The 23,929-nt window shown below is 44.7% G+C and carries 22 protein-coding genes; 17 read left to right on the top strand and 5 right to left on the bottom strand.

From position 1 onward, the window contains the following. Window positions 1-30 precede the first annotated feature (30 nt). The 7 genes from EJ419_RS04290 to EJ419_RS04260 all read left to right on the top strand — a co-directional run bounded on the left by EJ419_RS04290 (window position 31) and on the right by EJ419_RS04260 (window position 5,883). Window positions 31-999 carry a dihydrodipicolinate synthase family protein gene (locus EJ419_RS04290; RefSeq protein ID WP_131283948.1) on the top strand — a complete coding sequence of 323 codons (969 nt, stop codon included), beginning with the start codon at window positions 31-33 and terminating at the stop codon, window positions 997-999. A 137-nt stretch (window positions 1,000-1,136) separates the two neighbouring features. Further along, window positions 1,137-1,925 carry a glucosamine-6-phosphate deaminase gene (gene nagB, locus EJ419_RS04285; RefSeq protein ID WP_131283946.1) on the top strand — a complete coding sequence of 263 codons (789 nt, stop codon included), beginning with the start codon at window positions 1,137-1,139 and terminating at the stop codon, window positions 1,923-1,925. A gap of 275 nt (window positions 1,926-2,200) precedes the next feature. Beyond that, window positions 2,201-3,418, top strand: a complete 1,218-nt coding sequence (gene nagA / locus EJ419_RS04280; protein ID WP_131284219.1) for an N-acetylglucosamine-6-phosphate deacetylase — start codon at window positions 2,201-2,203, stop codon at window positions 3,416-3,418. Window positions 3,419-3,534: 116 nt separating this feature from the next. Further along, the gene (locus EJ419_RS04275; protein WP_131283944.1) at window positions 3,535-3,759 is read left to right on the top strand and encodes a hypothetical protein; all 225 of its coding nucleotides are present in this window, start codon (window positions 3,535-3,537) and stop codon (window positions 3,757-3,759) included. A gap of 109 nt (window positions 3,760-3,868) precedes the next feature. Then, a complete protein-coding gene (locus EJ419_RS04270; RefSeq protein WP_131283942.1) occupies window positions 3,869-4,189 on the top strand; it encodes a hypothetical protein in 321 nt (106 codons plus the stop codon). Between the two features lie 2 nt (window positions 4,190-4,191). After that, window positions 4,192-4,638 carry a DUF1310 family protein gene (locus EJ419_RS04265; RefSeq protein WP_131283940.1) on the top strand — a complete coding sequence of 149 codons (447 nt, stop codon included), beginning with the start codon at window positions 4,192-4,194 and terminating at the stop codon, window positions 4,636-4,638. A gap of 162 nt (window positions 4,639-4,800) precedes the next feature. Continuing rightward, window positions 4,801-5,883 (top strand): Mbeg1-like protein, encoded by a 1,083-nt coding sequence (locus EJ419_RS04260; RefSeq protein ID WP_131283938.1) that lies wholly within the window; start codon window positions 4,801-4,803, stop codon window positions 5,881-5,883. A gap of 12 nt (window positions 5,884-5,895) precedes the next feature. Here the strand turns inward: EJ419_RS04260 and EJ419_RS04255 are convergent, their stop codons facing one another. Continuing rightward, on the bottom strand, window positions 5,896-6,687 hold the full coding sequence (locus tag EJ419_RS04255; RefSeq protein ID WP_131283936.1) for a FadR/GntR family transcriptional regulator: 792 nt from the start codon (window positions 6,685-6,687) through the stop codon (window positions 5,896-5,898). A 166-nt stretch (window positions 6,688-6,853) separates the two neighbouring features. Here EJ419_RS04255 and EJ419_RS04250 point away from each other — a divergent pair, with 166 nt between their 5' ends. The 4 genes from EJ419_RS04250 to EJ419_RS04235 are packed head-to-tail and all read left to right on the top strand — an operon-like array spanning window position 6,854 to window position 11,921. After that, window positions 6,854-7,810, top strand: coding sequence for a DUF4862 family protein (locus tag EJ419_RS04250; protein ID WP_131283934.1), 957 nt, complete (start codon window positions 6,854-6,856; stop codon window positions 7,808-7,810). Further along, window positions 7,794-8,777: an ROK family protein gene (locus tag EJ419_RS04245; protein ID WP_131283932.1), complete on the top strand. Its 984-nt coding sequence runs from the start codon at window positions 7,794-7,796 to the stop codon at window positions 8,775-8,777. Before EJ419_RS04250 ends, EJ419_RS04245 begins: the two co-directional genes overlap by 17 nt. 46 nt (window positions 8,778-8,823) lie before the next feature. Next, window positions 8,824-9,513 carry an N-acetylmannosamine-6-phosphate 2-epimerase gene (locus EJ419_RS04240; RefSeq protein WP_131283923.1) on the top strand — a complete coding sequence of 230 codons (690 nt, stop codon included), beginning with the start codon at window positions 8,824-8,826 and terminating at the stop codon, window positions 9,511-9,513. A gap of 32 nt (window positions 9,514-9,545) precedes the next feature. Continuing rightward, window positions 9,546-11,921, top strand: a complete 2,376-nt coding sequence (locus EJ419_RS04235; protein WP_165496230.1) for a sialidase family protein — start codon at window positions 9,546-9,548, stop codon at window positions 11,919-11,921. 69 nt (window positions 11,922-11,990) lie between these two features. Here the strand turns inward: EJ419_RS04235 and EJ419_RS04230 are convergent, their stop codons facing one another. Further along, window positions 11,991-13,511, bottom strand: a complete 1,521-nt coding sequence (locus EJ419_RS04230; RefSeq protein WP_131283918.1) for a CPBP family intramembrane glutamic endopeptidase — start codon at window positions 13,509-13,511, stop codon at window positions 11,991-11,993. Between the two features lie 166 nt (window positions 13,512-13,677). Between EJ419_RS04230 and EJ419_RS04225 the strand changes: the two genes are divergently transcribed. After that, window positions 13,678-16,674 (top strand): cation-translocating P-type ATPase, encoded by a 2,997-nt coding sequence (locus tag EJ419_RS04225; RefSeq protein ID WP_131283916.1) that lies wholly within the window; start codon window positions 13,678-13,680, stop codon window positions 16,672-16,674. 410 nt (window positions 16,675-17,084) lie between these two features. On the opposite strand, the gene EJ419_RS04220 is transcribed toward EJ419_RS04225, so the two are convergent. From EJ419_RS04220 to dcd, 3 genes are read right to left on the bottom strand one after another with little or no spacing between them, the layout of a single operon-like run. Further along, window positions 17,085-18,119: an alpha/beta hydrolase fold domain-containing protein gene (locus EJ419_RS04220; protein WP_131283914.1), complete on the bottom strand. Its 1,035-nt coding sequence runs from the start codon at window positions 18,117-18,119 to the stop codon at window positions 17,085-17,087. A gap of 24 nt (window positions 18,120-18,143) precedes the next feature. Further along, window positions 18,144-18,896 carry a phosphatase PAP2 family protein gene (locus EJ419_RS04215; protein WP_165496229.1) on the bottom strand — a complete coding sequence of 251 codons (753 nt, stop codon included), beginning with the start codon at window positions 18,894-18,896 and terminating at the stop codon, window positions 18,144-18,146. Window positions 18,897-18,900: 4 nt separating this feature from the next. Next, window positions 18,901-19,500, bottom strand: coding sequence for a dCTP deaminase (gene dcd / locus EJ419_RS04210; RefSeq protein ID WP_131283910.1), 600 nt, complete (start codon window positions 19,498-19,500; stop codon window positions 18,901-18,903). A 273-nt stretch (window positions 19,501-19,773) separates the two neighbouring features. Here dcd and EJ419_RS04205 point away from each other — a divergent pair, with 273 nt between their 5' ends. The 5 genes from EJ419_RS04205 (at window position 19,774) to EJ419_RS04185 (ending at window position 23,926) form a co-directional block, all read left to right on the top strand. Beyond that, window positions 19,774-20,559, top strand: coding sequence for an alpha/beta hydrolase (locus tag EJ419_RS04205; protein WP_131283908.1), 786 nt, complete (start codon window positions 19,774-19,776; stop codon window positions 20,557-20,559). A gap of 9 nt (window positions 20,560-20,568) precedes the next feature. Beyond that, window positions 20,569-20,892: a hypothetical protein gene (locus EJ419_RS04200; protein ID WP_131283906.1), complete on the top strand. Its 324-nt coding sequence runs from the start codon at window positions 20,569-20,571 to the stop codon at window positions 20,890-20,892. Window positions 20,893-20,935: 43 nt separating this feature from the next. Further along, complete coding sequence (gene ftsY / locus EJ419_RS04195) at window positions 20,936-22,162, top strand: signal recognition particle-docking protein FtsY (protein WP_131283904.1); 1,227 nt, start codon at window positions 20,936-20,938, stop codon at window positions 22,160-22,162. A gap of 139 nt (window positions 22,163-22,301) precedes the next feature. Further along, a complete protein-coding gene (locus EJ419_RS04190) occupies window positions 22,302-23,588 on the top strand; it encodes an ammonium transporter (protein WP_131284217.1) in 1,287 nt (428 codons plus the stop codon). Beyond that, on the top strand, window positions 23,588-23,926 hold the full coding sequence (locus EJ419_RS04185; RefSeq protein ID WP_131283902.1) for a P-II family nitrogen regulator: 339 nt from the start codon (window positions 23,588-23,590) through the stop codon (window positions 23,924-23,926). The genes EJ419_RS04190 and EJ419_RS04185 overlap by 1 nt, the downstream gene beginning before the upstream one ends. Window positions 23,927-23,929: the final 3 nt, after the last annotated feature.

Here is a 23,929-nt window from a genome sequence, read left to right as displayed (position 1 = left end):
TGGGAGAGAGCATAAGAAAAGGAACAAATCATGGACTCTCGTTTTAGGGGGGTAATCCCACCAGTAGCTACTGCTTTAACTGCAGACGGTAAGCTTGATAAGGAATCGTATGCACGAAGCATTAATCGTATGATTGATGCAGGTGTGCATGGTCTTTTCGTTCTTGGCTCTTCTGGAGAAGTAGCATTTAGCGCAGACGAGCGTAGGCGTGAAATCATTGAAGCTGCGGTTGAAATTATTGATCATCGCGTGCCTTTGATGATTGGCTGCATTGATACAGAAACGAATCGTGTTATCGAGCATGCACGTCAAGCTAAAGAACTGGGTGCTGATGCAATAGTCGCGACTGCGCCATTCTATGCTTTGGGTGGGCAAGCTGAGATTGAACGACATTTCCGTCTTATCCATGAAGCGGTTGATTTGCCGTTATTCGCATATGACATTCCTGTATGCGTACACACAAAGCTTGCTGGAGATATGCTTGTTCGACTTGGACTGGATGGTGTCTTAGCTGGAGTGAAGGATTCCTCCAATGATGACGTTTCCTTCCGATTCCTCGTTGATGCCAATGAGGAAGCAGGACATCCTCTCGTACTTCTGACTGGGCAAGAAGTAGTCGTCGATGGTGCTTACATGGCTGGAGCAGATGGTTCAGTTCCAGGATTAGCGAATGTTGAAGCATCGGGCTATGTCCGTATGTGGGATGCGTATCAGGCAGGCGACTGGGAAACTGTACGTAAAGAGCAAGATGTGCTCGCACACTTAATGCGCATCGTTCTTGTACCTGAGGGGGTACAAGGCTTTGGCAAGGGTGTAGGTGGCTTTAAGACAGCTATGGCTTTACTTGGTGTATTTGATACAAATCAAATGCCTGATCCTGTTCTTCCTCTTAAGGGTGAGAATGTAAAACGTGTTGCGCAAATATTGCGTGAAGTGGGTCTCAATCCGGTAGTTTCCGAGGAAGTAGTGAGCGAGAGCGCACAAATCCGTAGTCTCTAGCGGTATATCTAGCGACTATATGTGCGAAATTTCGGTTTTGGTTGCGGTTTGGATATGTGGACGGATATGCAATCCGATATGCAATCGTGTGATGATACCTGAACACTATCCGAACCGTAACAAAAAGAGAGGTTAATATGGCAGAAGTTATTATCGTTAAGTCTCAGGAAGAGGCTGGTGAGATCTATGCTTATGCTGTGGCGGAAGCTATAAAGGCTAATCCGCGATTAGTTCTGGGGTTGGCAACAGGTTCCACGCCTCATACTGCATATCAAGCGCTCGCTGCACGTGTTAAAGATGAGAACATTGACGTATCGCACGTGCAAGGTTTTGCGCTTGATGAATATGTAGGGCTTGACCCAAGTCATCCTGAGTCGTATCACAGTGTAATTCGACGAGAAGTCATAGAGCCAGTCGGCTTAAACCCAGATCTTATCCACGTGCCAAACGGGGCTGTTGAATCCTTACGTCATGCAGGCGCAGACTATGATGCGGCGATTGAAGCAGCTGGTGGAGTGGACATTCAGATCTTGGGCGTGGGAACCGATGGGCATATTGGTTTCAACGAACCGGGAAGTTCTTTAGCATCTCCAACCCGTATGAAGACGCTTACAGAGCAAACGCGAATTGATAATGCGCGATTCTTTGATGGAGATTTGGATCAAGTACCTACGCACTGCATTACACAAGGTGTGGGAACGATTATGAAGGCGCGTCACCTTGTCCTTTTGGCATTCGGCTCAGCGAAAGCAGATGCTGTTGCTGCAAGTATCGAGGGGCCGATAACAGCAATGTGTCCGGCGTCCGCTCTTCAAATGCACCCGCATGCAACATTTATTATTGATGAAGCTGCAGCAGAGAAATTGCAATATGCGCAGTATTATGCATGGGTTGCAAAGAATAAGCCAGAATGGCAAAAGCTGTAGTTGTATAACTAAAAGAACTTTCTTGAAGTCGCAATCACGGTTATTGTGTGTCCTGAGTTTTGTGCTCAATGCGCACAATAACCGATATGCACATGTATGAAGAATTTACTAAGAAGGATTTAGCCTCTCGTCATCGCATGCATATAATTTGCGTATAATAACGAAATGTTTCACGTGAAACATAAAACGAAGGAGTTTGTGTGAGTAATCTTATTGAGCAAGTAGGTGAATCGTGGGAAAAACGAAATCGCGCAGCTCGTCAGTTAGATGAACAGATGAGCAATTCTCGTGCATTCAACGCAGGAACAACCGTTTTTATACATGCGCGAATTATTGATGCTCACACGGTTATTGATAATGGATGGCTTCTCGTTCGTGATGGTGTAATTGCCGACAAAGGTGAAGGTGAATTTACTCAGGATCTAGGCGAGCAAGAGCATACTGTTGTTGACGCTCGCGGGAATGTGGTTTCTCCGGGATATATCGATATACATTCACATGGCGGATGGGCTAGTGCATTTGATGATGGTAATGATGCCATTTCTCAAGCACGCACATATCATATGCTTCATGGAACGACCAGACATGTGTTGTCGTTAATAACGAATCCGTGGGAAGTGTTACTTAATAATGTGCGTGAAGCGGCAAATGTTGTAAAGAGGAGAACGGACATAGTTGGGCTGCACTTGGAAGGACCATTCTTATCTGTAAAACGTAAGGGCGCCCATGATGAAAATTGTTTGCTTGATCCTACTCCAGAGCGCGTGGAAGAATTGCTCGATGCTGCAGATGGTACATTGAGGCAAATTACTATAGCCCCAGAACTTGAGCACGGCTTGAGCGCTATAGAGCAGTTTGCTCATGCAGGCGTCAATCCAGCTGTCGGGCATTGCGATGCTGATTATGATATCGCGCGTACTGCTTTTGCTCGTGGTGCAAGCATAATGACACATATGTTTAATGCAATGAATGGTATATCGCATCGAGCCCCAGGTCCGATTCCGGCTGCATCGGAGAATTCTGATGTAACTATAGAGCTCATTGCTGATGGGTTCCATGTGCAAGTTCCTGTACTTCGCGCTGCTACGCATTTGGCACCCCATCGAATTGCGCTCGTTACTGATTCCATGGCTGCAGCAGGTTGCCCTGATGGGTCGTATCTTTTGGGAAATCTCGAGGTGGATGTGGTTGATACTCACGCGCGGCTTCGCTCAAATGGGGCAATTGCGGGTTCCGCTCTTAACCTAGAAGAAGCTGTGCAACGGATGATTTTTGAAGTAGGTATGAGTGCGCAAGATGCAATTGAAGCAGCAACGTGGACACCGGCTCGTGCATTGGGACTTGATAAAGTCAACAAAACGACTGAACATCCTGTAGGGCTTTTGGAACCAGGGTATTCAGCGGATGTTTTGTTACTCAATCAACAGACTATGAACATTATCGACGTTTGGTGTGATGGAATACGCATAAGTGAGTGCGTAAGAGAAAAGTAAATTTCAATACATATGACTATGAAGTGGATGATACGATACTGTGTCATCCACTTTTTGCTATATGACGTCAACTACAAGTAGTAAAACGAATAGAAAGGTCGTGTTAGGGGGAGGTAATGGAAAAGCTAGGTGACCTTGATGATGAGCATCACGAGCAGATAAAGAAGAACGATACTTTGCGTGATGAGACAGTAAACGAATATCGTCATACTGATGAGACTATGAGTCGAATCGCTCAATCTGCTATTGATTTCCTTACATACTTTGGTATATCTGATGGGGTTAGTGTTCGTCAAATAGAAGCGATTACGAATGATGCTCAGTCTCGGCTACCGAACTAGTATGCGCAAATTTGACGATATTGATGATGATATAGCGTACGAATATCGTGCGAAGATTTCTTAAGTCTATTCTATTTGTAAGTAGTAACGGTCATAAGAAGGAGTGGATATGACTCAGCATATGAGCATGAGTGATATGGCAAGAGACGGAGCGCATGAAGCTTTTACCCAGGCTCAGATTGAACATCAACGTCAACTGCTTGCAACCGTTTATATCCCAGCACTGCGTAAGCGCTTTGACAGAGCTGTGCATGAGTATCATAAAGCTGCTCGTGAGAGGATACAAGAGGCTCATAATGCGGTTGTATCAGATAGCAGGCAGATGGATAAAGCAATCACAGGTAAGGCTTCAGATGCTATACGCACAAGTGTAAGCACATATGCGAAAGAATTGCTTAATCTTGAACGAGCTGTTAACGGAGGCGAGTAGTTGTGAATAGTGGTGTGAGGCGTCGTCGTAAGGGTTTTTTGATTTGTGGCGTTATTGGTAGTCTTGTGTGTGCGATTTTGGGGGGATTGGTTTTGACGTATATTCTTCATGAGAAGCAGGAGCATGATTATATGTATTCTGTTGTTACAAGTAATGAAGCGAAAAAACTAATTGAAAATGAATTGCGATATGTAGATTCTGCGGCTTTGACATCTGATGGTGAGATTAAGTCGTATCGGATTGATATGGATACGATTGAGCATAATCCGATGGGCGGGATTATGGTAGATATCATTTTGAATAATGATCCGGAAATGGATATGAGCGTTATCTTCGAAAAAGATAATCCTGAAGAAAAACTCGAATTAAATCTTATGAGTATGTCCGAAAAAATGGACAAGCTATATCAGCGCAAAGAGGTATCTGGAGAATCTCTATCTAATGAGTAAAAAATTAACCGAACAAGACCATGCTAATATCGCGCAACTGGAATATAAAAAACGCTTAATTACCAAAGCTCATTACATAGACCAGTAACATACGGACCTAATAATCATAGAAAATATCTAGGTACCCTAGATCGTATTGTTCATGACGATTCTGGTCTCGATATGTACGTTATTAAAACGAGTAGTCATCATTACACAGTACTCTATCAGGGCTCATCAGCACCTAATAGTGGCAACGGTTTCTCAGATTGGCTTGCAAACGATGTGCCGATGGCTGTGGGTATTAGTCTCGGTATCAAAGCTCACTCAGAGCAATTACAGAAGGCGTCGGAAGAGTTAAATAATTTGATGACATCTGATCCAAAAGCTCATGTGGATGTGTACGGGCACTCTTTGGGATCTATGAATGCTCAGTATGCGTTGGCAAATGTTAATGACCCTTCTCGTGTAGATAGTGCGCATGTATATGAAGGCCCAAATATTTACTCGACATTAAATAGTCAGCAGCGACAGACTGCGCAACGCCTTAAAAGTAAGGTTCATAATTACGTCGATAATAAAGATTTCATAGCATTTGGATATGAGGATCAGTTTGAAACGGTGGGTAACCTTCATAAAGTTCACTCTAAGAACGTCAGTGATGTTGCTGCACAGCATATGTGGGGTGGTTATCAATGGCAAAAAGATGGTGGTCTACAAGAGGATAAGCCTAATCTTAATCACATGAAGCAATATATCGAGGATTATCGCCATTATCATTCATCATCAGCTTCTTCAGCTGCTCAAAAGTTCGCCTTGGATTATGCGCAAGCACAGTATATTATGAATGCTTTAGTAGCTGATACTAGTACGCTGGAATCGGATCTAGAAAAAGTATCTTACCGAATTTCTCATAGTCTTGAGCATGACTTGATTTCGATGGAAAACGCAATGATTATGACACAATTACCAGCGTTGTCATACCGTGAAATTGAAGCTGCGATTGAAGAGCAGAGTCTTAATCCTCTTGCGCTCGTTAAACAATTTAATCAGAAAACGTATCGCGATAAGAATACTGCTGCTCATATTGCGAACGAATGCGAAGAATTGCGTACGCATATTAATAACGGTATTCAAGAAGCGATGAATACAGATGACGAGCTTGCACATGCTGCGCAAGACATTGTAGACAGTCATAAACGCGCTATGAAAGACAGAATTATTCAATACGAATCAGAAGAAATGCTCAAAAATTTGCACCCATAAATTAATATAATTCTACTTCATATGCGCATGAATTATTCGTTCAATCGGCTGATAATGTGTGGCAATAGCTTGTTGGTATGCTTGAATATCACCTTTCAGTGCGCTATCGAGGATATCGGCGTGCGAAGAAGCTGACAATTTTAAATCTAAGGAAATATCCGCATTTAGCGCTGGTACCACAGCCATATGAACTAACCACAGGCTCTGCGTAAGTTGCAGGGCAATCGAATTATTAACTGATTGCAAAAGCCCCTGATGGAAAGCGCTGTCTTGCTCAAGAAATGTGTGCCCATGAGAAGCTCTGTCGTTCATTTGTTCAATGAGGTCTCTCAAATGGTTCACTTCATCATCGCTTAGCTGCTGAACTGCGGAAATGACTTGTGGAGCGAGCCCCTGATCGAGTATTTTTCGCAATTCAATGATATCTTCTAGGTCATTATATGTATCGCCATGTGGAATCATAGCGCGAAATGATAGTGCTTCAACGAGCGGTTCGAGGGATAATGAACCCACAAAAGTCCCTTTACCATGTATGACATTGACTATATCAAGAGCTTCAAGTTTGCGAAGAGCTTCTCTGACTGAAGATCGAGCTGATTTTAGATACTCACATAAATATGATTCAGTCGGCAGTGGATCTCCGGGTTGCAGACCTTGCTGAATAATATATGCCTTAATAGCATCCATTGTTGTGTCAACGCGGCGACGATTACTGAGCTGCTCGGCTGGGGATGATGTGAGAGAATTTGTGATTCCTGAGACGCTCATAGAATCAAGAGAATGCGAATCGTGTAGTGAATCCATTATCAGTCCCTCCTCAGTACAAACAACGATGTAAGTCACGCAAAATGTACAGTCAGTCAATTTTTTGGCTAAATTAAGAATAGTATATCGAAATATCAGACATCAGACAAGTGTGCTATACTAATGGTGTTATCATCTCAGAGAACAAACACGAAGGAGTGTTGCGATGAGTAACCTTACGCGTGATGATGCGAGTAAACATGCCGCAGTGGTTGGCGTTTATGCTTCGCAACCGGTCGATCAAAACGGGCGGGAACAATATTATGATTTGCTTAGCAATGAGTCGTGGATAAGAGGAGCGGAGATACCATTTCCGGGCGAGCTAGCATACGATGAATCTCGAAAGTGGCTTGCGTCGCATCTTCCCTCTACATGGCATTCGAATGTATGTACGCTTATCCCGGGCACGATGCAAACATTAGGGAAAAATCCCCTCTTTGGTTTGGCGAGCCCTGACGATTCAGCGCGTGAGCAGGCACTCGATTTTATGCGAGATGTTCACCGTAGTCTTCGTGATTTTAATGACTTGAGGTCACATCGCGATATTTCTTTTATCGAGATTCATACCGCTCCTAAAGCTCATGCTATCAGCGATGCAATGCGGCGCAGCCTTGAAGAAATTACCCAGTGGGATTGGGATGGAGCGCGGCTTGTCATTGAGCATTGCGATAAATATATTGAAAATCAAGCGCCCGAAAAAGGCTTCTTGTCTCTCGAAGAAGAGATTACTCTTGCGAGAGAGTGTGGTGTGGGTATCACTATTAATTGGGGTCGAAGTGCTGTAGAAGGACGAAGTTCCTTGCTTCCACGTGAGCATATTCGCCAGTGTGTAGAAGCGGATGTGCTTACTGGAGTGATGTTCTCTGGTGCTGGACCAGATGCAACTAGCTATGGTTATGAATGGATAGACGGTCATCTACCAATGAATAGCGATGAATCTCATAGCTTACTCGATCCTGATCGAATTCATGAGTGCGTAGCAGAATCAATGCGCGAACCGCGTTGGCTGGATGACGGATATGTGGGAGTTAAAGTATGTGTGCCAACGCAGGCGGATTTATCAACGAGATTATCGTATATGAAGCATGTATATGAGGAGATACGTTATGGCATTGAACAATAACACTTATCTTACATTTGACATAGGCGGTACGAAGGTCGCGAGCGCATGTGTAAGTTTCGATATGGACGGTACATATCATGTATCTCACCACGATCGCATTGCTACGCAAGCGGAGCGCGGTGGAGCGGATGTGCTTCGACGGATTGTAGAATTCGTTGGTAAACGATTGGAATTTGCTCGTGAAGAACACATCGAAATTTCTGGTATCGGTATAGGTAGCGCAGGAGTTGTCGATAGTGCGTCGGGACGTATTCTTACCGCGACAGATACTATGCCTGGATGGGCGGGTAGCGAGGTTGTAGCAGCGATACGAGAATTACCTGCTGCACAAAATATGCCTATATATATGGTCGGAGACGTGGGTGCGCACGGACTGGGAGAATCCCTCTGTGGTGTGGGACGTGGCTATAAGGGTGTTCTTTCTATTGGTATAGGTACCGGCATTGGCGGAGCTGTTATCTCACAGGGCATTCTTCATACGGGTGCTCATGGAGTTGCAGGGCATGTGGGGCATATGACACATCCTTTAGGACGAGGAATTATGTGTTCCTGTGGTACGCGTGCGGGGCATATCGAGCCTGTAGCTTCTGGAACGGGTTTGGCAACTCTCTATAATGTGCGCAGAGAACAAGAACTTGAGCTCGGCGTAGAGGTTGCAGCTAATGGTGCTGATGTGGTGCACCGCATGGAACAAGGTGAAGAGTTCGCCCAGTCGGTGGTCGCTGAATCTGCGCGTGCTTTGGGCGAATGTATCGCCGGTATGGGAAATCTTATAGACCCTGACATTATTGTGCTCTCGGGCTCGGTAACGAAAGCAGGAAAAATATGGTGGAATGCTTTACGTGCAGGCTTTGAAGATTCTGCGCTTCCACTTGTAGCTCAAACCCCAGTTGTGGAGGGAATTCTAGGAGATGATGCGCCGTTAATCGGTGCTGCAACAGCAATTCGTAAATTTATTAATAGCTAACTTAAGAAGTTTCAATTCTGATAAATATCATTTCAAAGGAGAAATCATGGTTCATGAAGTAATCGAAAAATTGCGCGGAGGACTCATCGTAAGCTGCCAAGCGTATCCGGGCGAACCTCTTCGCCATCCGGAAACAATGGCACAAATGGCTCAGGCAGCGGTTATCGGTGGTGCGGTAGGTATTCGTTGTCAGGGATTAGCGGATATTAGCGCAATTAAGGGCCAAGTTGATGTACCAGTTATCGGTATCTGGAAGGATGGGCATGAAGGAGTTTTCATCACTCCGACATTGCGCCATGCTCGTTGCTGTATGGCAGCAGGAGCGGATATCATCGCGCTGGATGCGACGAGACGACCTCGTCCAGACGGTTTGACATATGCACAGACAGTTGCTCAACTTCATGAAGAGGGTGCTCTCATCATGGCGGACTGTGGAAGTATGGAAGATGCTCACATGGCAGTAGAAGCTGGTTCAGATATTATTTCGACAACTTTAAGCGGATATACTGGTGAGCGCGAAAAGACTAATGGTCCGGATTTTGAATTACTAGAATACATGGTTCAGAACTTCCCTGAAGTACCAGTTATTTGTGAGGGGCGAATTCATACTCCTGATGATTTAGCGCGCGTTATGGAAGCAGGAGCATGGGCAGCAGTAGTTGGCACGGCGATTACGCATCCGACGACTATTACGACATGGTTTGCTCAGCGACTTCCATCCGCTGGAATGCGATAGCTTATTCTGACAGAAGGATGCGAATGAGAATCATGACGAAGAATAGTATGGATGCGTCGTCAGCTCAATATGACAAATGTCGTAGCAGTGACAGTAGTAGTAACAGTAGTTGTAACAGCATCAGCGAAAATTACTCGCTACACTGGTGTGACCATAATACGTCAAGTTTGCTCGTTGATTTCGTAGCTCAAGGCGATGGTTTGCTTGTGAGTACGAGTAATGCTCAGAACGAATCAGGCGCTTTTGAAATCACAATTCTTTCGGGCTCTCTCGTTGCTCGATCTTATGGTATCGAACTTGATATGGAAGACACATATGGTGTTGCGTTGGGTTCGCCTCATCAGTTGATTATGACTTTTGGTGATTTTGGCACTCGCGTATATCTAGACGGGTATCAGGTCTTTTCCTGTGCGACAAATATCGCACCTGCAAATGGCGCAGTTCTTTCTTCAGATAAGTCAAGTCTAGCCCAGGTTACGCGGTTGGCTTCCTATGATAGTCCACTGAGTTCTACAGAAATTCGTGCTCAGTACAATCCCCCGGTACCAGATATAGAATTTGCTGCTTCTTCATTGGCGATAGCGGATGTTCAGCGGATTTCGCATTTAGAAACAGGAAGTATATACACGCGAATGCGCGTACGCGGTATCAATCAAAAAGGTACAATTTTCGCGGCATCTCAATGTGGGAAGGAAGTTATTAATCTCAGCATTGATGACGAAGGGATTCTGTATCGGGTATTCCATAATGATACGTGGATTAACTATCGTGCTTCGGGGACTCAATTAGGACAATGGAATGATGGCAATTTTCATGACGTAATAATTCGAGCGCTACGAGGTGCGGTTGATATTTATGTTGATGGATTTTTGGAATTACATCAACCTGGACAGTATTTCTTTAACCGTGGTGAGGCAGGCGAAATTGATTCTGTGAGTATCGGGCAAGACTCATACGGTGCAAGACTTTTCGGTGAGGTACGAAACGGTGGCATTTACTGCTATCCACTTAGCGATGGTCAGATTGCCGCATTATCACATCGAGAGGAGCTAACCACAACTGCTCTTTTTGATAAAGGATTTGAAGGAGCGGTAAGTTATCGTATCCCCTCCATGGTCACTACGCCCAATGGAGTCATTATCGCCGGCGCCGATCAGCGTATAGTTAATCCAAACGATACGCCAAATGAGATTCATTTTGTTATTCGAAGAAGCGAAGATGGCGGAACGACATGGCTACCTATGCAGACTGTAATCGCCTATCCAAGTGGTCCGCAAGGTCCAAATGTAGATGGCCCAAGCTTTATAGATTCGTGCATGGTCGTAGACCGCCTGTCAGATGAACATCCTGGACGTGTAATTGTGATTGTCGATCATTTTCCTGGAGGAGTTGGTTTCGCTAATGCTCAAAAAGAGCGTGGAACGGACGCTCAAGGAAGATTGATTCTCTTTGATAGGCAATTCAATAAGTTCTATCTCAATAGCGACGGTAGTGTCGAGAGCGATTCAGCAGACGATGATATGCGTGAAGAATCTCAGCGATACCACGTCGATGACGATGGCTACGTGACATATAATTCTCGTCGCGCAGGAAATATTTTCTTCAAAGAAGGTACTGATCCTCAAGAAAGCTTGCTCACTGCACGAACGAGTTATCTCGTAGAGGTACATTCCGATGATGATGGCGCGACATGGTCAAAACCTCGCTATATTGATTGGATGCTTCGCGAAGAATGGATGAAATTCATCGGAACTGGTCCGGGCTGTGGAATTCAGCTTACTCAGGGCAAATTTGCAGGCCGCTTGTTAGTACCATTCTATTGCTGTGGTGATAATCCGGTAATGAATGCAAGCGGAGCATTTATATCTGATGATGGTGGTGAGACATGGCGACGTGGCGAATGTGTTTTTGAGCGACAAGTCAATATCGCAAATTTTGAAGATAATGATTTTGTTTCCTCGGAATCAGTATTCGTTGAAACTAAGGATGGTTCAGTTATTACTTTCTTCCGCAATCAAAATCATGCTGGGCTTATCGGAAAAGCAATCAGTCATGATGGAGGTCAAACGTGGGAAGATATAGATTACGACCATGCTGTACCAGACATTTTTAGTCAGCCAAATGCTATAACTCTGCCGGATAATGATAACTGGAATTACGGTGACGCATCCGATAGGGTCCTCTTCGCTAATGCAAGTCTTATGAGACCATACCGAGGTTGTGGAGTACTGCGATATAGCGATGATGGAGCTCAAACGTGGTCGCGCTCGCGTTGTTTTAACCCATATCATTACGTGTATCAATGCATGTCAGTAAGGCCTGATGGAGATATCGGCTTGCTGTGGGAACGTGAGACTGCAGGAGTATATTACACTCACATTACGCGCAGCTGGCTTGGAATAGAGTAAGGGGTAATACATCGCAGGGGTTTGAAGCGTTGATTATATATATTCAACGCTTCAAACCCCTTAATAAATTTATGCTCCAGTTGGATAAGCAGAGTATGTCGTATCTCGCGATGCTGGGTAGTATTGAGGATACGTAGTATAGCCAGCAGGCGAAGGAGAAGGTGCTTGTGGTACTTGCGGTGGAACTCTGCGTGACATCCATGCGGCACGTTTTGCTGCGGTCTTCATCTGATGATGATATCCAGCTATGCGTTGTTTCGAATCATATTTTTCTTTAATACGGTGGATAGCAGAGGATACGTGGTCATAAAGCATTCGGCCATAGTCTGGCCCAGGATTATCAAACCATCCTCGTTTCTTGGCACCCCATACAATAATCGCAACGAAAATAAGCTGAAGAGCGATATCAATGGCGACAGCAATGATACGAGATGTAAGATCTGGCGTATCTGTTCCAGAAGTAAAACCGAATGATTGGAAAAGCACGATAGAAACATTATTAGCGATATGAATTCCTATACCTGCTTCCAGGCCGCCCAGATACATTGCTAAGTAACCGTTGAGCAGTCCGAGCGAAAATATAGCAGTTAATTCTAATAATTCATAACTGTGCAGAGAAGTGAAGATAATCGCTGGAATAATTGGTACGAGGATATGTGCGATACGCGGTATCCATCGGCCAAATCCTTGAAGAAGTAATCCGCGGAAAATATATTCTTCGCTTGCACACTGGATAGGTACGACAGTTATCGCGAGGAAAATTGTTAATAATGATGGCCAACGGAGTTGATAGTGAACTCCAGAAGCAAGATCAATGGCAATCGAAACAAAATTGAGAATGATAAACAGAGTGAAAGCGATGATAGTTGATCGCAGTAATGCTGCCCAGCGAAGATGTCCAAAAACGCTTGAAATAGAACCAAAACTTTGACGCTTCATGATTTTCAATGCCCACCACAATGCTGGAAGCATAACAGCGATAGATCCAAACTGAAGAACTAAAAGAATTGGCGATATGGAATCATTCATCCCAAATGGATCAAGAGGAAAACCGTAGTTTTGCGCTAAACTGCCGATACCTTCTTGTCCTGAAACCATAAAAGCTAAGATGACAAAAATTCCCAAGGAAAGAACTTGGAATAAGGCAAACCAAATACCGGTGGTCGCAAACGGTGTCCACCAAGGATTTCGTGCTGTGTCTTTGAGAGTAGCACTATAGCCATAACCCTTCCACCAGCCGCGCATGTGCACGACCTCGTTCGGCTGTATATATGTCGTTTTCGGCGGATCGGGGATAGTTGGTGCAACGTAAGAAATCGGCTCAGGATAGTATGAATACTGCGCATATTGCTGGTATTGCGATGCCTGGGGATATGCTGTAAATTCGTTCAACGGTATACTGCCAGACATACTTGCAGGTAACGCATATGGAGCGGCGAATAAAATTGGACCGTTCGCCACTTGGCTAGGCTGTGTAGTTTCCCTAGGCAGTGCAGTCTTCACAAATGGATTATCCGCAACAGGCGGAGTGTATTCGGATGAGGTGTATCCGTATTCATTAGCTGCTGCATCATAATTTGCCGAATTCATGCTTTTATTTTACGAAAATTCACGGCATAAAAGCACGATATCCACAAAATCCGCTACAATATCTCGTAATACATATTCAAAGATCCGCACAGTGTGCAGCACGTTATATGCAAATCATAGTAATGCTGGCACATTGACTACTCTGCGGCGGACACAGGAGATAGTTATGACCGATAAAGTCGGTGTAACTGGAACGTCGCAGGAGCAGACCGCGACGCATTCAGTTTCCCCATCATTGAACCCATTCGCTGGTTCGGATCCATCTATTAGTGAAATTAGCACTGTGGAACGTGCGATGAATACCAGCATTGAGCATGGTTTGTCCACAGCGGAAGCCCAAAAACGCCTCGAAAAGTTTGGCCCAAACGCATTGGCATCAAAGCCAAAAGACCCGGCGTGGAAGCGTTTCTTGGCTCAATTCCAAGACCCACTCGTGTACTTACTTCTTGCCGCGACAGTTATTTCATTCATTGCATGGATTATTGAACGTAGTACGAATCCAGCGGGCGCTGAGCCACTACCATTTGACTGCATTGTTATCGTCCTCATCTTAATTGTGAATGCCGTTCTTGGATATATTCAAGAAAATCGTGCCGAGGCGGCGGTGGAAGCTCTTGCACAGATGGCAACTCCGCAAACTACCGTTTTGCGTGATGGTCGAGTTTCAACTATTGCGACCGCAGACGTCGTCCCTGGAGATGTTCTTATCCTCGGTGAGGGTGACACGGTGTCTGCAGATGGACGTCTTTTTGCTGCGGCTAGCCTGCGCATCGCTGAAGCGTCTCTTACCGGCGAATCATTACCAGTCGCAAAAAAGATAGCAACTTTGGACTCAGTCAAGTCTTTGGGTGATCGCACCAATATGGTCTTTAACGGCACATCCATTACTCAAGGAACGGGACGCGCCATTGTGACCGCAACTGGTATGGATACACAAGTGGGCAAGATTGCAGACATGCTCTCTCAAGCCGATGAAGAAGCTACCCCACTCGAAAAAGAAATGGATAACGTTTCACGCATTCTAGGTATTGCAGTTGTAGCTATTGCAGTGGTAGTACTCGCAGCATTATGGTTGCTTGAAGGATTCACGAGCATTGAAGACGTTATCGAATCATTATTGCTTGCGGTATCTCTTGCTGTAGCTGCTGTTCCAGAAGGTTTGGCAACTATTCTTACTGTTGTGCTCGCTCTCGGCGTGCAGCGTATGGCAAAGCATAACGCTATTGTTAAGAAACTTTCTTCAGTAGAAACTCTTGGCTCTGCATCTGTTATTTGCTCCGATAAAACGGGTACCTTGACTCGAAATGAAATGACAGTCGAAACCGTTATCACTCCAAGCGGTGAGGTTAAGTTAACAGGTACTGGCTATGCACCACATGGTGTGCTCGTTAATATCGATGGTAGTGAAGTATCAGCTGCATCCTCATTACGTGGTGAAGTTGTTAAGGCACTTGCAGCAGGTTCTCTTGCTAATAATGCGGAACTTCGTCAATCGCAATCGGGAGATGATAAGGGCCAGTGGGAAATTGTAGGAGATCCGACTGAAGCGTCTGTTCTTGTGGCAGCACGCAAGATTCATGCCATGGAAAATTATCAGGGCATTGAACGTGTAGCTGAAATTCCGTTCACATCCGAACGAAAAATGCAGACGGTTATCGCTCGTGATACTTCCGATGCTGATGCCATGACGGCGTTTGCGAAGGGTGCTCCAGACGTTCTTCTGTCACACTGCTCGTATATTGAGGTAAACGGGCAGATTCGTGAACTTACAGATGAAGATCGTTCTAACATCTTGAGTCAGGTAGAGAGATTGTCTTCTCAGGCATATCGTACTCTTGGACAGGCGTATCGACCATTGAATGTCATACGCTTGGCTGATATCGAGGGAATTGAGCATGACTCGCAAGGTCAGGTGCATGATATCTCTGAACAAGATGATGTTATTGAACGTCAATTCATTTGGCTTGGCATGGTAGGAATTATCGATCCTCCACGCACAGAGGTTCGCGATTCTATTGCTGAAGCACACCGAGCAGGTATTCGTACGATTATGATTACCGGTGACCATCCGCTTACTGCTGCTCGCATCGCTTCTGACTTAGGAATTATTGACGAAGAACTTGCACAGCGTACGGGTCGTCGAGCTTTGACAGGTGATCAGCTTGATGCGATGTCTGACGACGAATTTAATCAAGCCGTAACAGAGGTATCGGTATATGCTCGTGTAGCTCCTGAACATAAATTACGTATTGTTAACGCATTACAATCTCAGGGAAATATCGTTGCTATGACAGGTGACGGTGTCAATGATGCTCCAGCTGTGAAGTCTGCAGATATTGGCGTAGCTATGGGTATTACTGGTACGGAAGTTACAAAAGAATCTGCAAAGATGATTCTTGCTGATGATAACTTCTCTACAATTGTGGCTGCTGTTCAAGAAGGACGTGTAATTTTCGATAATATTCGAAAGTTCTTGCGTTATCTTCTGAGCTCAAATGTGGGTGAAGTCTTCACGGTATTCTTCGGTGTTGTTCTTGCGGGAGCTCTGGGCATTAGCGATCCATCATCTACAGGTGTTACGGTTCCACTTTTGGCGACACAGTTGCTGTGGATTAATTTACTGACTGATGCAGCACCAGCGCTCGCCATGGGTGTAGATGGGCAAACTGATGATGTTATGGGCCGAGCTCCTCGTAAGATGAGCGATCGTGTTATTGATCGCGCGATGTGGATGGATATCGCATTCATCGGTATCGTTATGGCAGCAGTTACCCTGATCGGTATTGATTTGTATCTACCGGGCGGTCTTGTCACTGATGATGCTATCCATGGATTAACTCATGCGCAGGCATTAACCGAAGCTCGAACTATGGGCTTTACCATCTTGGTATTCGCTCAGCTATTTAATGCTTTGGCATCTCGCTCAGCAACGCAGTCAGCATTCAAGGGACTATTTAGCAATATGTGGTTGTGGGGTGCAATTGCTCTGTCAATTGTGCTGCAACTCGCTGTTATCTATATCCCAGTGCTCAATACAGCATTTGGAACAACTCCTTTGGATCCTCACCAGTGGCTTGAGGCGATGGGACTTGCAGCAGCGGTACTCGTTCTATCTGAAATTTACAAATTGATTGTTCGAGTATTCACGAACCGCGAGAAGTAGAAAGAAAAGCATCTAAATAGATTATTAATTAATAGATGCTAGTTGTTGAAAACTAATGCCGGGAGCTCATAACAGAGTTACCGGCATTAGTTTTTTATTTTGTAAGATTACGTGCATTGTTAAATTCGTAAGAACTGTATTTCGTACGCCTTTTGTGTACAATGGTCACTTTTCATTGTGAATGAATCGTTTTTTATCGTAAAGAATGGTTCGCTTTGCTCAAAAGATGCAGAAGAATAATCAATTCGTTATATCACGCATGTGGCGAACCAATATGCGATGATCTTAGATATGCGTTGTCCCCATCACGCTACAAGAATTCTCGTATTTGTGATGAGGACAATGACTTTATGGCAGAGCTGCGATATCTCTATTGTCGTATGAGCTATCGCAACATGTATGAAGCCAAATTAGTCAACAATTGCTTCGATAACTGCCATTTCAATGTGATCAATAGATTCCTTTGCTTCAGGAATTGGAATCAGCGGATAGGCATGAACCATCTTTTCCCCGATATGCAACTTTGTATGAACCCCGGCTGTTGTCAACGCTGTAGCAAAGTTAGTCACGTCTGGGAAGAAGATTTCATCGGTACCGACGAAAATAGTAACCTGAGAATTCTTAAGTGCCTTGAGATCGCCCAATGCTGGAGAAATCCGAGGATCACTCATACTCCAGTTTCCTGCCCATTCGCGTGCATCAACGCGTAAGGTATCGGCTACAAGCATAGGGTCGCGATCTGCATATGCTTCAATTTCTGGATTTGTGAGATTAGCATCAACCCAAGGGCTGATAGCAATAATTCCTTCAGGTGCTTGAATTCCCTTGTGGGACCATTCTTGTGCAAGACCTAGAGCTAAGCCAGCTCCTGCGCTATCTCCCAGAAGGATAATCTTTTGATGAGGATTAAGCTCACGATATTGTGTATAGAGAGCAGTGATTTGACGGTATGCGTCCTCAGCTGTTCCATAAGGTGCTGGATTGTAATCAGGTACAAGAACGTTGACTCCAAGGCGATTTGCTAAACGAGTTGCGAATGCAACGTACATAGGAGAAATTCCTGATACGTATGCGCCACCATGAATGTAAAGAATTGTCGTATGAGGTGCGATAGTATCGTTGAAATCTTTTGGTGCAAAGCGATATGTGCTCATACCAAATGTTTCAGATTCTGCATCATTTCCATCGTCATAAAGAGACGCTACGCCTGACTTAAGAACCACTCCGTGTACACCAACATTAGTGCGTTCAGTTCCTTTGCGTTCATCAAGCCAAGCCATTTCCTGCTGCACACTTCGGTGTGGATACAATTCGAGAGACTTATTGAGCGCAAGGGATACTCCCGAACGCTGGAATTTATGCTGTGCATATTTATCGAATGCCCATGCAGCTCCAGCGAGTGCTGCAGCACCTGCGATAATTTTTGCTAAACCGGAACGTGACATGATTTTTCCTTTCGTTACGCGGTATTATGCTTGTGAAGTTTGCTCAGCGGAATCGGATGAAATTGTACGTGCTGGGCGTTGTGAATGAGCATTTATCTTGGCTAATTCACCAAAATAAACCCATGCTACAAGAGAAGTCCATGCAATTCCTAATGACCAACCCGCAAGGACATCTGTAGTCCAATGATGCGCTACGTAAATTCGGCTTAATCCGATAAAGAATGGCATAAGCACAGCAACAACGTTAAATACACGAGCCCAGGAACGCTCTATTTCGTTTTTTGCTAGTGTGCTTACGATAATTGCCAGCGTCAGCCATAGAACAGTATTATTTGCGCTATGTCCCGAAGGGAAAGATTGCTGATCCTCAACGCTTCCCAGCCAGAAAGATTGATCTGGACGCATACGGCTAACTAATCGCTTAAAAGCAGTCACAATAATGACATCACCTGCTAGTGCAGCAAAGAGAATTTTGACTTGGAGCCATTGTTTGCGCCATACCAATATTCCTAGCGAAACTATCGCAAGCACTAATACGACAGCAGTGCCTCCAATGGTTGATAACAGTGGTGCTAGTACATTGAAGAATCCATTACGAGCATTGACAACTGAACGTGTAATTCCTAAATCAAAGCCAGCGGTAAGACCCGGCCATACAATTGCAGTGAGTAGGACAAAGATAACGCCGAAAATTGCTCCGTTGTATGCGAAGAATTTTCGTCCAGTTTCGATAGTGCGAGCGCGTGAAGTGCTATGTGTGCTGTGATTTCTGCTCATATCATTACTCATTGAAAGTCAAATCTCCTGACACATCTGCTTTATAGAAATTGACGAACGAACGTGAAGCGGTAGGCCCGCGCTGACCCTGGTAGTGGGAACCGTTATGAGCAGTACCGTATGGATGCTCAGCAGGGCTTGATAGCTGGAAGAAGCACATTTGGCCAATCTTCATACCAGGCCATAGTTTCACTGGAAGTGTGCTGACATTCGACAATTCAAGAGTAATATGTCCTTCAAATCCTGGGTCAATAAATCCAGCAGTTGAATGAGTTAAGATGCCTAAACGTCCCAGCGAGCTTTTCCCTTCAAGACGTGCAGCGATGGTATCGCCAAGCTTTACATATTCATAAGTAGATCCCAAAATAAACTCACCTGGGTGAAGAATCCACGGTTGATCAGCATCTACCTCGTGAAGTTCAGTTAAATCGCCCTGATCTTCTGCAGGATCGACGTACGTATATTTGTGATTGTTAAATACGCGGAAGAAACGGTCGAGGCGTACATCAATCGAAGCCGGTTGAACCATCTCAGGCGTCCACGGTGTTAACGAAATATCGCCCTGCTCTTGGGCGCGAACTATATCGTGATCACTTAAAAGCATAATTCTAGTGTATCGTGCTCAGTGGTTAATCATGGGGTAAGTCGCAAAAGCGTGCCTTAAGTTCGTGAGACTTAAGCTCGTGAAGAAGCAACGATGTCAGTGCGAAGCTTATACGCACAGTTTATAAAGTTATAACGGGTTTATAACAGCGAGAGCAAAAGAACGCTTAATTATGAAAAGGAAAGCCTCCCGCGTAATTGTCGGAAAGTAGAATACAAACATAGAATTCGAGCAAAGAACGCGAACATAGAACTCAGTGGTTACACTAGAACTATGAATCATACTCCGCTTGAACCTGGTAGAGCAGCGACAGCTGTTTCTGGACATTACGGTGACGAGCTCCAAGTAACGCAAGCTCTTTTCTCTCGTGGGCGAGGAATGAATAATCCTCGCAGGCCACTTTTCGTTCTGCTTCATGGATGGGGGTCGAATGAGGAAGATATAGCACAATTTTTTGGTGGGTATGTCTCTCCACATAGTGATTATGTATCTCTTCGAGCGCCATTAACTCTCATCGATCCGGATGATATGGGTATTTTTATGGATGAGGATGCAGCTGGTCTGGCTTCGCAAACTCAAGGCGCCTTTACGTGGTTTCATGAAGCAGTTCCTCATGGTGAAGATCTTGATTTAGATATGTACGCAGCAGCTGTTGCGATTGATAATTGGATTAATGATTTTATCCCTGATGAGCGCGAAGTTATTCCATTTGGTTTCTCGCAAGGTGGCGCGCTCGCAGTGCATCTCTTGCGTATTAATCCTGCACGCTATAAAGCAGCTGTGTGCTTATCTGGTTTCCTCGCTCCGGGAAGCGTTGACGGTACTCATAATGAAGACAAAGCACTTCAAATGAAATCGCCATCTGTTTTCTACGGATATGGGCTACGTGATGATGTTATTCCTAGGTTTGAGTCGAATTCTTTAGCTGCATTTTTGGAAGAAAATTCTTTCCTCAAAATGTGCGAATATAAGACTTTGGATCATGCTGTGAGTCTTGATGAGTGCAATGATTTACGTCAGTGGCTCATGGATATTGGCGCCTCTAGTGGTGTCATGTAAACTGAGAATATGAGACTGGGCATATTGGTAATTCTTTTCTGGCTGATTATTATCGGCTTGCTTGTGTATTTCATCATTCGATGGGCTCAAGGCGAGGCAGTTATAAATAATCAAGCAAGCGGTATCAGCTCAATAGAGCGAGATGATGATACAGAGGAAGCAACAAATAGAAAAATTCCTCGCATGGCCGGTATTCCTCGCGCGTATGAACCACAGGAAGATATTCATGAAGTAGCTGCGCATATGCGTGAGCAAGTTCAGGAAGATTCTACGCAAGATACGCCTGTTTATTTGGGAGATAATTCTTCCGTTGTATCCGTTCATTTGAAGTAATAATAGAAGTAATAATAATTAACAACGATAGATTGAAGTATTTATGGATATTCATGTAGTGTGGGCAATTATTGCTGCAGTTTTGCTCATTGTAGGTGTAGGGCTGGTAGTTTGGGCAGTTCTACGTAATAAGAAAAAACAAAGTGTCGCATCATCGGATGCAGTTTCATCAAGTGCAGCTAGAGATAATGCAGATAGCGCTCGTGATACAGCACATCCAGAGGATGAGCAGTCGGCCAATGTCCCAGACAATCAGACAGTTGGTTTTGAGCATGCTGAGACACAAGCAGAAACTTCAGTTACGCGTGATGTTCCTGAGAGTCGAGGAACTCGTATGGAACGTTTGCGTTCTCGTCTTTCTCAGTCTTCAAACCCATTTGGAAAAGCTTTATTTGGAATTCTGACACGTGATAATTTGTCAGAAGCTGATTGGGAAGAGGTGGAAGACGTCCTGCTTCTTGCCGATGTTGGTACGGAAACCTCCATGCAGATTGTTGAGCAGCTTCGACGTGATGCACGCGTTCACGATGCTCAGGATTCTACTGCAATTCGCGCTATGTTACGTGAGCAGTTGCTTCACGCTGTACAGACGGATAAAGATGGTAGTGAGTATGACCGCCGTATGGAGCTTGAAAAGACTGAGCAGAAAACAGAAGCTACTCATGTCATCATGATGGTAGGCGTTAACGGTTCAGGAAAAACAACGACGACCGGTAAGCTTTCGCGACTACTCATAGGCGAGGGAACTGACAAAATCGTTCTCGGCGCTGCTGATACCTTCCGTGCTGCTGCAGCTGACCAGCTTCAGACATGGGGACAGCGAGTCGGTGTACCAGTCGTACGCAGCGACAAAGAAGGAGCTGATCCTGCTTCTGTTGCCTTTGATGCTGCTCAAGAAGCGGAAAAGGATAATTCCCAAGTTCTTATCATTGATACAGCTGGACGATTGCAAAATAAAACCAATCTGATGGATGAGCTTGGCAAAATCCGCCGCGTCGTCGAAAAGAAACTTCCAGTAGAAGAGGTGCTCCTCGTGCTGGATGCTACAACTGGTCAAAATGGTATGGCTCAGGCGAAAGTGTTTGCACAGGCTATTGGAATCACCGGAATTGTACTCACAAAATTAGACGGTTCGGCAAAGGGAGGAATCGTCATTTCAGTACAGCGAGAGCTGGGAGTTCCAGTTAAATTTGTTGGTCTTGGTGAGGGTGCTGACGATCTCGCCAGATTCGATGCAGAAGGATTTGTAGACGGAATTCTCGGAGAATAGGGCAAGCAGCTCAAACCATAACTCGTAACATTATCGTCATATAGTGCGTGAATCGTAACTTTATCGTTATCATTCACGCACTTTTTCTTAATCTTTTTCCGCTTACATAATGTCTAAACATCATATGAGAGGAGAAATGATGAATACGGGAGATGTCACGTGGATGCTTATATCCAGTGGGTTGGTATTTTTAATGACGCCTGCAGTTGCTTTCTTCTATGGCGGTATGGTCAGAGCGAAAGCAGCTTTGCATATGCTGATGCTTTCGGTGGGAGCAATTGCGGTTGTGTCAATTGCATGGATTGGATGCGGATGGTCTATTGCTTACGGTGGTAAGTCAATTGGCGGAATTTTTGGCATTCCTTGGTCACAGGGATTCCTTAATGGTGTTGTTGATATTAAAAATGGAGTATTTACTACTACTACCCAATCAGCTTCGGGGAATTATCCGATTGGTGTAGATGTCCTTTTCCAAATGACTTTTGCAGTCATCACGGTTGCTCTTATTAGCGGTGCTCTCGCAGAACGTATTAAATTCAGTACGTGGCTAGTGTTTGCTGCCTTGTGGACCATTTTTGATTATGCACCGATGGCGCATATGGTATGGAATAAGGGTTTGCTCTCGCCTGATGGCGCTATATCGCGTTTATTTGGGGTGTCTGCTCATGATTTCGCTGGTGGAACAGTTGTTCATATTAATGCAGCAGTAGCAGCTCTCGTTATCGCAATTATTGTTGGTAAACGGCGTGGATTTGGAACAGTCGCTTTCAAACCTCATAACGTTCCATTCGTCCTTCTTGGCGCTTTTCTCTTATGGTTTGGATGGTTTGGTTTTAATGGAGGGTCGGCTTTTGCGGCAAATGGTGTTGCAGCATATGCAATTATTTCGACAAGTTTATGTGCTGCTGCGGCAACTCTTGGCTGGCTGATTGTCGAGAAAATACGCACAGGTCATGCGACTCCTGTCGGTGCAGCTTCAGGCATGGTCGCAGGTCTTGTCGGTATCACTCCATCTGCGGATGTGGTCAGTCCGCTATCGGCTATACTTATCGGTCTTATCGTCGGCGCAGTATGCTGCTTGGCGATTAGTGCAAAATTCGCACTGGGTATTGATGATTCTCTCGATGTAGTGGGAGTACATGGCGTAGGCGGTGTGCTTGGAACGATATTTGTGGGATTATTTAGTGTGAACGATGGATTATTTACCTCTGGTAATATCCGACTTACTCTTGCACAAATAGTTATTGCGGTCATTGCAATTATCTTCTCAGCGGTGATTACTTTTATCATCGCGTATATTTTAGAAAAAACAATGGGTTGGCGAGTCAGTACGTATGAAGAGATAACCGGAGTGGATATCACTCGTCATGGCGAGCAATCATATGATTTAGCTGGAACATCACGCACAATTGTGAGGAGATCATAATGAAACTTATTACAGCAATTATTCAGCCAGATAAACTTGACGATGTAGCAGATGCGTTAGCTCAGGTGGGAGTGCACGGTCTGACTATTTCTGAAGCAAACGGATACGGGCGACAACGTGGACATACTGAGGTTTTCCGCGGTACTAAATATGACATCGATATACTGCCTAAGGTTCGCTTCGAAATTGTCTGTGAAGATGGGCTAGTAGAGACTATTGTGCAAAAAATTTGTGATGCAGCTAAAACTGGCACAATTGGCGATGGAAAAGTATGGGTTATCCCAGTTGAATCGATTACTCGTGTAAGAACAGGGGAAACGGGAGCTCAAGCTTTGTAATAT

This window comes from Alloscardovia theropitheci (assembly GCF_004332295.1).
GTDB lineage: Bacteria > Actinomycetota > Actinomycetes > Actinomycetales > Bifidobacteriaceae > Alloscardovia > Alloscardovia theropitheci.
Note: the sequence above shows the minus strand (reverse complement) of the source record. Positions and strands in the feature narration are given on the sequence as shown.

Bases quoted from the DNA above. Each gene is read 5' to 3' on its own strand.
- EJ419_RS04250 (WP_131283934.1), top strand. From the start codon at position 6,854: ATGAGTAACCTTACGCGTGATGATGCGAGTAAACATGCCGCAGTGGTT.
- ftsY (WP_131283904.1), top strand. From the start codon at position 20,936: ATGGATATTCATGTAGTGTGGGCAATTATTGCTGCAGTTTTGCTCATT.
- nagB (WP_131283946.1), top strand. From the start codon at position 1,137: ATGGCAGAAGTTATTATCGTTAAGTCTCAGGAAGAGGCTGGTGAGATC.
- dcd (WP_131283910.1), bottom strand. From the start codon at position 19,500: ATGCTTTTAAGTGATCACGATATAGTTCGCGCCCAAGAGCAGGGCGAT.
- EJ419_RS04245 (WP_131283932.1), top strand. From the start codon at position 7,794: ATGGCATTGAACAATAACACTTATCTTACATTTGACATAGGCGGTACG.
- EJ419_RS04275 (WP_131283944.1), top strand. From the start codon at position 3,535: ATGGAAAAGCTAGGTGACCTTGATGATGAGCATCACGAGCAGATAAAG.
- EJ419_RS04290 (WP_131283948.1), top strand. From the start codon at position 31: ATGGACTCTCGTTTTAGGGGGGTAATCCCACCAGTAGCTACTGCTTTA.
- EJ419_RS04270 (WP_131283942.1), top strand. From the start codon at position 3,869: ATGACTCAGCATATGAGCATGAGTGATATGGCAAGAGACGGAGCGCAT.
- EJ419_RS04205 (WP_131283908.1), top strand. From the start codon at position 19,774: ATGAATCATACTCCGCTTGAACCTGGTAGAGCAGCGACAGCTGTTTCT.
- EJ419_RS04200 (WP_131283906.1), top strand. From the start codon at position 20,569: ATGAGACTGGGCATATTGGTAATTCTTTTCTGGCTGATTATTATCGGC.
- EJ419_RS04225 (WP_131283916.1), top strand. From the start codon at position 13,678: ATGACCGATAAAGTCGGTGTAACTGGAACGTCGCAGGAGCAGACCGCG.
- EJ419_RS04185 (WP_131283902.1), top strand. From the start codon at position 23,588: ATGAAACTTATTACAGCAATTATTCAGCCAGATAAACTTGACGATGTA.
- EJ419_RS04260 (WP_131283938.1), top strand. From the start codon at position 4,801: ATGTACGTTATTAAAACGAGTAGTCATCATTACACAGTACTCTATCAG.
- nagA (WP_131284219.1), top strand. From the start codon at position 2,201: ATGAGCAATTCTCGTGCATTCAACGCAGGAACAACCGTTTTTATACAT.
- EJ419_RS04255 (WP_131283936.1), bottom strand. From the start codon at position 6,687: ATGGATTCACTACACGATTCGCATTCTCTTGATTCTATGAGCGTCTCA.
- EJ419_RS04190 (WP_131284217.1), top strand. From the start codon at position 22,302: ATGAATACGGGAGATGTCACGTGGATGCTTATATCCAGTGGGTTGGTA.
- EJ419_RS04220 (WP_131283914.1), bottom strand. From the start codon at position 18,119: ATGTCACGTTCCGGTTTAGCAAAAATTATCGCAGGTGCTGCAGCACTC.
- EJ419_RS04235 (WP_165496230.1), top strand. From the start codon at position 9,546: ATGACGAAGAATAGTATGGATGCGTCGTCAGCTCAATATGACAAATGT.
- EJ419_RS04215 (WP_165496229.1), bottom strand. From the start codon at position 18,896: ATGAGCAGAAATCACAGCACACATAGCACTTCACGCGCTCGCACTATC.
- EJ419_RS04230 (WP_131283918.1), bottom strand. From the start codon at position 13,511: ATGAATTCGGCAAATTATGATGCAGCAGCTAATGAATACGGATACACC.
- EJ419_RS04240 (WP_131283923.1), top strand. From the start codon at position 8,824: ATGGTTCATGAAGTAATCGAAAAATTGCGCGGAGGACTCATCGTAAGC.